The sequence below is a fragment of the Streptomyces sp. NPDC057654 genome, assembly GCF_042800135.1.
Classification (GTDB): domain Bacteria; phylum Actinomycetota; class Actinomycetes; order Streptomycetales; family Streptomycetaceae; genus Streptomyces.
Genome location: NZ_JBHVHQ010000292.1, coordinates 1 through 9,243 on the forward strand (window position 1 = coordinate 1; position 9,243 = coordinate 9,243).

Here is a 9,243-nt window from a genome sequence, read left to right on the forward strand (position 1 = left end):
CGCGCAGTGTGGTGGCCCCTCCGGCGTGCAGCCGGACGCCGCCCCAGGAGAAGGGCAGGCCCGCGGCGCCCGCCGCGCCCCGCGGGTCGGCGCCGTCGCGCGAGCCGAGCCAGAGCCCTTGCAGGGCCGCGTCGAGCAGGGCGGGGTGGAGCCCGTACGAGGCGGCGTGCGCCTGCTGGTCCTCGGGGAGCCGGACCTCGGTGAAGACCTCGCGGCCGCGCCGCCAGGCGGCTCGGAGCCCCTGGAAGGCGGGCCCGTAGCCGTATCCGGCAGCGCCGAAGCGTGCGTAGAGGTCATCCACGGCGATCGGCTCGGCTCCGGGCGGGGGCCAGGCCGCGTCAGCGGCGGGCGGTTCGGTGTCCGCGCCGAGGGGGCCTGCGCCGCCGGGGCCTGCGCCGCCGGGGCCGAGGATTCCGGTGACGTGCGGGGTCCAGTCGGCGGCGGCGTCCTCGCGGCGGGAGAACAGGTCGATGGCGCGGCGGCCGTCGGCGTCGACGGCGCCGACCCGCAGTTGCAGCCTGAGGGCCGCGTCGGGCGGCAGGAACAGCGGTGCCTGGAGGGTGAGTTCCTCGACGACGGGGCACCCTGCCTCGTCGGCGGCGCGTACGGCCAGCTCCACGAAGGCCGCGCCGGGCAGCAGGACGGTGTCGGAGACGCGGTGGTCGGCGAGCCAGGGGTGGGTGCGCTGCGACAGCCGGCCGCTGAGCACCAGTTCCCCGGAGTCCGCGACCTCGATGGCGGCGCCCAGCAGCGGGTGGCCGGCGCTGTCGAGGCCCGCGGCGGCGATGTCCGGGCGGGCCCCGGCCCCCGGCTGCGGCCAGAAGCGTTCGCGCTGGAAGGGGTAGGTGGGCAGGTCGACGCGGCGGGCCCCGGGGCAGGCGGCGGAGAAGTCGACCGGCAGGCCGCCCTCCCATGCCTCGCCGAGAGCGCGCAGCATACGGGCGGGGCCGCCGTCGTCGCGGCGCAGAGTGCCGATGGCGCGGGCGTCGCGCCCGGCGGCCTCCGCGGTCTCCTGGACGGCGGAGGTCAGGACAGGGTGCGCGCTGGGTTCCACGAAGAGCCGGAACCCGTCGCCGAGGAGGGCCCGCGTGGTCTTCTCGAACTCGACGGTCCGGCGCAGGTTGCGGTACCAGTACGCGGCGTCCAGCCGGGTCCCGTCCAGCGGCTTCCCGGTCACGGTGGAGTAGAAGGGCACCTCTGCCTGGCGTGGCGTCAGCCCGGCCAGCTGATCAAGGAGTTCGGCCTCCATGCTCTCGACGTGCGCGGAGTGGGAGGCGTAGTCGACCGGTACGTAGCGGGCGCGCACCTCGCGCTTCGCGGCCTGGGCCATCAGCTCGTCGAGCGCGGCGACGTCGCCGGAGACCACGGTGGAGACGGGTCCGTTGACGGCCGCCACCGACAGCCGGCCGCCCCAGCGCGCGATCCATTCGCGCACCTGGTCGGCGGGGAGCGCGACGGAGGCCATGCCGCCGCCGTCCGACAGGGCGCGCAAGGCCTTGCTCCGCAGCGCCACGACACGCGCCGCGTCGTCGAGGGACAGCGCCCCGGCGACGCAGGCCGCCGCGATCTCGCCCTGGGAGTGGCCGACGACGGCCCCCGGCTCCACCCCGTACGAGCGCCACAGGCCGGACAGCGACACCATCACCGCGAACAGCACGGGCTGGACGACGTCGACGCGCTCGAAGGTGGGCGCGCCGTCCTCGGCGCGCAGTACGGCCTTCAACGACCAGTCCACGTAGGGCGCGAGCGCCTGCTCGCACTCGGCGACGAGGTCCGCGAACACCGGCTGGGTCGCGAGCAGTTCGGCGCCCATGCCGGCCCATTGGGAGCCTTGGCCGGGGAAGACGAACACGGCGCGGGTGTCGGCGTCCTGGGCCGCATAGCCAGCCGCTGACGCGTCGTCGGTCAGCGCGCGCAGTTCGTGGAGCAGTTCCTCGCGGTCGCCGACGAGCGCGGCGCGGTGCTCGAAGGCGGTGCGGCCGTGGAGGGCGAGGCCGACGTCGGCGGGGGCCGCGGCAGGGTGCTCGGCCAGGTGCAGGCTCAGCCGCCGCGCCTGTGCCCGTAGCGCTTCGGGAGTACGGGCCGACAGCGGCCAGGCGGCGAGGGCGACGCGGTCCGACTCGGGGCGGTCAGCGGTGGCGGGGTCCGGCTCGGGCGCCTGCTCCAGGATGGCGTGCACGTTGGTGCCGCTCAGGCCGAAGGACGACACTCCGGCGCGGGCCGGGCGGTCGCTCTCGGGCCAGGGGCGCGGTTCGGTGGCGAGGCTCAGGGCGCCGCGCTCCCAGTCGACCTGGGTGGAGGGCCGGTCGATGTGCAGGGTCGGCGGGACCGTGCCGTGCCGCATGGCCAGGACGGTCTTGATGACTCCGGCGACGCCGGAGGCGGCCTGGGTGTGGCCGATGTTGGACTTCAGCGACCCGACGAGCAACGGCCGGTCGGCGGGCCGGTCCTGACCGTATGTCGCGAGCAGGGCCTGCGCCTCGATGGGGTCGCCCAGGGTGGTGCCGGTGCCGTGCGCCTCGACCACGTCCACGTCGCCGGGCGCGAGCCCCGCGTTGGCGAGGGCGGCCCGGATGACGCGCTGCTGGGAGGGGCCGTTGGGTGCGGACAGGCCGTTGCTCGCGCCGTCCTGGTTGATGGCGCTGCCCCGCACGACGGCCAGCACCGGGTGGCCGTGCCGGCGCGCGTCGGAGAGCCGTTCCAGCAGCAGCACGCCCGCGCCCTCGCCCATGCCCATGCCGTCGGCGGCGTCCGAGAACGCCTTGCACCGCCCGTCGGCGGCGAGTCCGCGCTGGCGGGAGAAGGTGACGATGGCGCCGGGGGTGGCCATCACCGCGACGCCGCCGACGAGCGCGAGGGAGCAGTCCCCGGCGCGCAGGGCCTGGCCCGCGAGGTGGAGGGCGACGAGGGAGGAGGAGCAGGCGGTGTCGACGGTGACCGCCGGGCCTTCGAGGCCGAGGGTGTAGGCGACGCGGCCGGAGACGACGCTGGGCGCGCTGCCGGTCAGGAGGTGCCCTTCGCCTTCCGCGGACCGCGCGACGACGTTCGCGTAGTCGGCGTAGTTGACGCCGGTGAACACGCCGGTGCGGCTGCCGCGCAGCGCTGTCGGGTCGAGCCCGGCGCGTTCGAACGCCTCCCAGGTGGTCTCCAGGAGGAGCCGCTGCTGCGGGTCCATGGCGAGGGCCTCGCGCGGGGAGATCCCGAAGAAGGGGGCGTCGAACTCGGCGGCGTCGTGCAGGAATCCGCCGTGCCGGGTGGTGGAGGTGCCGGGCCGGTCGGGGTCGGGGTCGTACAGCTCGTCGAGCGGCCAGCCCCGGTCGGCGGGGAACTCGGAGACGGCGTCGCCGCCTTCGGCGAGGAGCCGCCACAGCTCTTCGGGGGACGCGATGCCGCCGGGGAAGCGGCAGGCCATGGAGACGATGGCGACGGGGTCGTCGTCGGCCGCGACGGCGGGGGCGGACCGGCCTGGCGAACCCTCCGTCACCCCGCTTTCCCCGCCCATGAGTTCCGTGCGGATGTGGCGGGCCAGCACGGCGGCTGACGGGTAGTCGAAGATGAGGGAGGAGGGCAGCCGCAGGCCGGTCGCGGCGGTGAGGCGGTTGCGCAGTTCCACGGCGGTGAGCGAGGCGAAGCCCAGTTCCTGGAACGCCTTGCCCGGCCTGATGTCGTCGGCCGAGCCGTGCCCGAGCACGGCCGCGGCGTGCGTGCGTACCAGCTCCAGCAGCGTCCGGTCACGGCCCGCCGCGTCGAGGGCGGCGAGCCGCTCGCGCAGCGCCTGCGCGGCGGGGGCCTCGGCGGGCCCGTCCTCCCGCTGCACGGCCAGGGCGCGGCGGACGTCGGGGACGCCGGTGAGCAGCGGGCTGGGGCGGGCGGAGGTGAAGACGGCGGTGAACCGCTCCCAGTCGACGTCGGCGACGGCGATGACACTCTCGTCGTCGTCCAGGACCTGCTGGAGGGCGGCGACGGCGCGGCCGGGGTCGATCCGCGGCAGGCCGTGCTCCTCCAGGTTGAACAGGTCGGCGTCGGCTCCGGCGGCCCGCTCCTGCCAGGGGTTCTCCGCCTGCCAGACGCCCCAGTCGACGGTGGTGGCGCGCAGGCCGCGGGCGCGGCGGTGCTGGGCGAGGGCGCCGAGGTAGGCGTTGCCCGCGGCGTACGCGCCGTGGTCGCCGCTGCCCCAGACGCCGGCGATGGAGGAGAAGAGGACGAAGGCGTCCAGCTCCCGGTCGAGGAGTGCGTCGAGGTGGGCGGCGCCGGCGGCCTTGGCGGCGACGATCTGCTCGAAGGCGGACAGCGGCGTGGACTCCAGCGGGGCGAGCGCGATGAAGGCCGCGGCGTGCACGACGGCGGTGACGGGGTCGCCCTGGGCGTCGAGTGCGGTCAGCATCGCCTCGACGGCCCCACGGTCCGTCAGGTCGCAGCTGGGCAGGGAGACTCGGGTGCCGAACTCGGCCAGTTCGGCGGCGAGTTCCATGGCGCCCGGCGCGTTGGGGCCGCGACGTCCGGGCAGGACGACGTGTTCGGCGCCGCCGCGGGCCAGCCAGCGGGCGAGGTGCGGGCCGACCGCACCCGTGCCGCCGGTCAGCAGCACCGTGCCGCGCGGCTGCCAGGGCCGTCCCCCGCCCGCGGCCCTGGGGGCGCGGACGAGACGGCGGGCGAGGAGACCGGTGGCGCGCAGCGCGAGCTGGTCCTCGGGCGCGTCCGAGGCCGAGGCTGAACCCGCGCCCGTACCGGATCCCGTGCCCGTGCCCGTAGCTCCGGCGAGCGCGGCGCCGAGCCGGGCCTGCCCCCGTTCGTCGAGGCGGGGCGGCAGGTCGATGAGGCCGCCCCAGCGCGCGGGGACCTCCAGGGCGGCCACCAGCCCGGTGCCCCAGACGAGAGCCTGGTCCGGGTCGGTGACGGGGTCGTGCGGGCCGGTGGAGACCGCGCCGTGGGTGGCGCACCACAGGGGCGCGGTGAGCTGGAGGTCGCCGAGGGCCTGTACGAGCGCGACGGTCAGGGCCGCGCCGCAGGGCAGGGCGGGGTGTTCGGGGTGCGGCCGCCCGTCGGCGGCGAGCAGCGACAGCACCCCCGCCGGGACGCGACCGGCGAGGGCCGCCGTCACCTTGGCGGCGAGCGCGTCGCGCCGCACGTCGTCGGCGGTCAGCACGACGGGCAGAACGTCGAGCCGGCCGCCGCCGAGCCCGGCCAGGGCCTGGAGGGGGCCTCGTACGCGTTCGTCCTCGTCGTGGTCCGCGGGGAGGACCACGAGCCAGCTGCCGTCCGGTGTCCGTACCGCAGGTGAGGGCGGTTCGGGCAGGGGCTGCCATTCGGTGCGGTAGCGCCAGGAGTCGATGGCGGCCGCGTCGGTCCGCCGCGGCCGCCAGGCGCGCCGGGCGGGCAGCACCCGGTCGAGGGGTTCGGGGTCGACGGCGAGGCGGTCGGCGGTGGCGGCGAGGTCGCCGTCCTCGACCATCCGCCAGAAGTCGGTGTCGGCCGGGTCGGCGGTCCCCGTGCCGCGGCGCGGTGCGGCGCCGTCCTCGGGTTCGAGCCAGTAGCGCCGCGTCTGGAAGGGGTAGCCGGGCAGGCCGACCGTGCGCGCGCCGGTGCGGGCGTAGACGGCGGACCAGTCGACGGCGACGCCGGCGACCCACAGTTCGGCGGCCGAGGCGAGCGCCCGCCGCGGTCCGCCCTCGCCGCGCCGTAGGGTCCCGGCGACCACGGCGCCGCCCATCGCATCCGCCGTGCCCGCCGCGCCCGCTGTGCTTTCGACGGTCTCCTGGATCGCCATGGTCAGCACCGGGTGCGGGGACGATTCGAGGAAGACGTCGAAGCCCTGCCCGGCGAGGGCGCGGACGGCGGTCTCGAAGCGCACGGTCCGCCGCAGGTTGCGGTACCAGTAGCCGGCGTCCATGGCGGTGGTGTCCAGCCAGTCGCCGGTGACGGTGGAGAACAGCGGGACGCGGCCGGGCAGCGGACGCACGTCGGCCAGCTCGGTCAGCAGCCGGTCCTCGATCCGCGCGACCTGCGCCGAGTGCGAGGCGTAGTCCACGGGGACGGCCCTGGCCCGTACGCCCCGCTCCTCGCAGTGCGCGAGGAGTTCGGCGAGCGCCCCGGCCTCTCCGGAGACGACGACGGCGGCGGGGCCGTTGACTGCGGCAACGGACAGCCGCTCGCCCCACGTCTCGATCTCGGCGCGGGCCCGGTCCTGGGGCAGGGAGACGGAGGCCATGCCGCCTTGTCCTGCGAGGGCGCGCAGGGCCCGGCTGCGCAGGGCGACGACTTTCGCGCCGTCGTCGAGGGTGAGGGCGCCGCAGACGACGGCGGCGGCGATCTCGCCCTGGCTGTGGCCGACCACGGCGTCGGGCCGCACGCCCCAGGAGTCCCAGAGGGCGGCCAGCGACACCATCACCGCGAACAGCGCGGGCTGCACCACGTCGACGCGGTCCAGGGACGGCGCGCCGGGGTCCTCGCGCAGGACGGGGAGGAGCTGCCAGTCGGTGTGCGGGGCGAGGGCGGCGGCGCAGGCGTGGACGCGGTCGCGGAACACCTCGTTGGAGTCGAGGAGTTCGCGGGCCATGCCCGGCCACTGGGAGCCCTGGCCGGGGAAGACCAGGGCTGTCCGTCCCTCGGCGGTCGCGCCGCCGCCGAGTACGAGGCCGGGCGCGGCGGCGGTGTCGGGGCGGGCGAGGGCGTCGAGCCCGTCGCGGAGCGCGGGGAGGCCGTCGCCGAGCAGCACGGCGCGGTGGTCGAAGGCGGCGCGGGTGGTGGCGAGGGAGAGCCCGATGTCGGCGGGTTCCGGGTCGTCGGCGGCGTCGAGGTGGCCGGCGAGCGCCGCGGCCTGGTCGCGGAGGGCCGCGGGGGTGCGGCCGGAGAGGACCCACGGCGTCGTCGGCAGGGGCGCGGCGGGCGCCTCGGAGCCGGGCTCCTGCTCGGGGTCGGGGGCAGGGGCCTCTTCGAGTACGAGGTGGGCGTTGGTGCCGCTCATGCCGAAGGAGGAGACCCCGGCGCGGCGCGGGCGGCCAGTCTCGGGCCACGGGACGGCGTCGGTGAGCAGTTCCACCGCGCCCGCGGACCAGTCGGCGTGCGGAGTGGGCCCATCGACGTGCAGGGTGCGGGGCAGCATGCCGTGGCGCAGCGCGAGCACCGTCTTGATGACGCTCGCGACGCCCGCCGCGGCCTGGGTGTGCCCGATGTTGGACTTCAGCGACCCGAGCCACAACGGCCTTTGCGCGGACCGGTCCTGACCGTACGTCGCCAGCAGCGCGTCGACTTCGATCGGGTCGCCGAGGGTGGTGCCGGTGCCGTGCGCCTCGACGGCGTCGACGTCCGCGGCGGTGAGCCGGGCGTCGGCGAGCGCGGCCCGGATGACGCGCTGCTGGGAGGGGCCGTTGGGCGCGGTGAGGCCGTTGCTGGCGCCGTCCTGGTTCATGGCGGAGCCGCGGAGGACGGCGAGGACGGGATGGCCGTTGCTGCGGGCGTCCGTCAGCCGTTCCAGCATCAGCATCCCGACGCCTTCGCCCCAGCCCGTGCCGTCGGCGGCGGCCGCGAAGGGCTTGCACCGGCCGTCGGGGGCCATGGCGCCCTGCCGGTTGAACTCCACGAACACGGCGGGCAGCGACATCACGCTGACGCCGCCGGCCAGCGCGAGGGAGCACTCCCCGGCGCGCAGGGCGCGGGCGGCGAGGTGCAGGGCGACGAGCGACGCCGAGCAGGCGGTGTCGACCGTGACGGCCGGGCCTTCCAGGCCCAGCGCGTAGGAGACGCGCCCGGACATGACGCTCATCGAGTTACCGGTCATCAGGAAGCCCTGGACGGCTTCGGACGCGTCGGCGCCGAGAGTCGCGTACCCCTGGTCGATGGCGGCGGCGAACACCCCGGTCCGGGTGCCGCGCAGCGCGTGCGGGTCGATGCCGGCCTGTTCGACGGCTTCCCAGGCCGTCGTCAGCAGCAGCCGCTGCTGCGGGTCCATGGCCACGGCCTCGCGGGGCGAGATCCCGAAGAACTCCGCGTCGAAGTCGGCGGCGCCGTCCAGGAACGCGCCCTGGGCGGGCACGCCGCCTGCCGCGAGGTCGGCGGTCGGCCAGCCCCGGTCGGCGGGGAGCCCGGTCACGGTGTCGCGCCCGGCGGCGAGGAGGTCCCACAGGTCGTCGGGGGTGCGGACGCCGCCGGGGAATCGGCAGCTCATCGAGACGACCGCGATCGGCTCGTGGGCCCTGGACTCGGCGTCCTGGAGCCGCTGCCGCGTGTTCTGGAGGTCGATCGTCACACGGTTGAGGTAGTCGCGGAGCCTCTGATCGCTCACCGGGAACCGCCGCTTTCGTCGTTGATGTCGTCTCTCGGAGCAGGGGAAGCAAGGGGAGTAGGGGTCCTGGGATACGGATGGGGCTGACGCATGCCCGCAGGGTTCATGAGGCCCCCAGCTCCCGGTCGATGTACGCGAAGATCTCGTCGTCCGTCGCCGACTCGATCCGGTCGGCGAGCACCTCGGCGACCGGTTCCGCCTCGGTCTCGGCGTCCGGCGCCAGCCGGGACAGCGTTTCGCGGAGCCGCTGCGCCAGTTCGTCCCGTACGGTCTCGTCCGGCGGCAGGCCGGTCATCAGCGCCTCCAGGCGGTCGAGCTCGGCGAGGACGGCCGCCGCCGGGGACGGGCGCTCGGCGGCCGTCCGCTCGGTCAGATGGCGGGCCAGCGCCTCCGGCGTGGGGTGGTCGAAGACCAGGGCGGCCGGGAGCCGCAGCCCCGTGGACGACGCCAGCCGGTTGCGGAGCTCGACCCCGGTGAGGGAGTCGAAGCCGATCTCCTTGAACGGGCGGGCGGGGCGTACCAGGTCCGGTGAGGTGTGGCCGAGCACGGCGGCCGCGCTGCCGCGTACGAGGTCGAGCAGGACGCGGTGCACCTCGGCTTCGGAGAGCGCGGCGAGCCGCTCGGCCATGGACGCTGCGGCGGGCCGGACCGCCGGGGCGGCGGCCGTCGTCGCCGCGCGCGGGGTACGGACCAGGCCGCGCAGCACGGCGGGCACCGGTCGCGCTCCGCGCAGGGCGGCGGGGTCGATCCTGGCGGCCAGGAGGTAGGGATGCGCCGAGCCGAGGGCGACGTCGAACAGGGCCAGTCCCTCGGCCGTGGTGAGCGCGCCCGCGCCGCCGCCCGCCATGCGCTGGAGTCCGGCGGAGTTCAGCCCGGCCGTCAGCGCGCTGCGCTGTTCCCACAGGCCCCAGCCGATGGACACGCCGGGCAGCCCTTGCGCGCGGCGCTCGGCGGCGAGGGCG

The 9,243-nt window shown here is 76.3% G+C and carries 2 protein-coding genes; both read right to left on the bottom strand.

The features are described from left to right. Window positions 1-8,281 (bottom strand): type I polyketide synthase (locus ACFU99_RS21560; RefSeq protein WP_384394361.1); only part of this gene is annotated, 8,281 nt, incomplete at its 3' end. 103 nt (window positions 8,282-8,384) lie between these two features. After that, window positions 8,385-9,243 (bottom strand): phosphopantetheine-binding protein (locus tag ACFU99_RS21565; protein ID WP_384394362.1); only part of this gene is annotated, 859 nt, incomplete at its 5' end.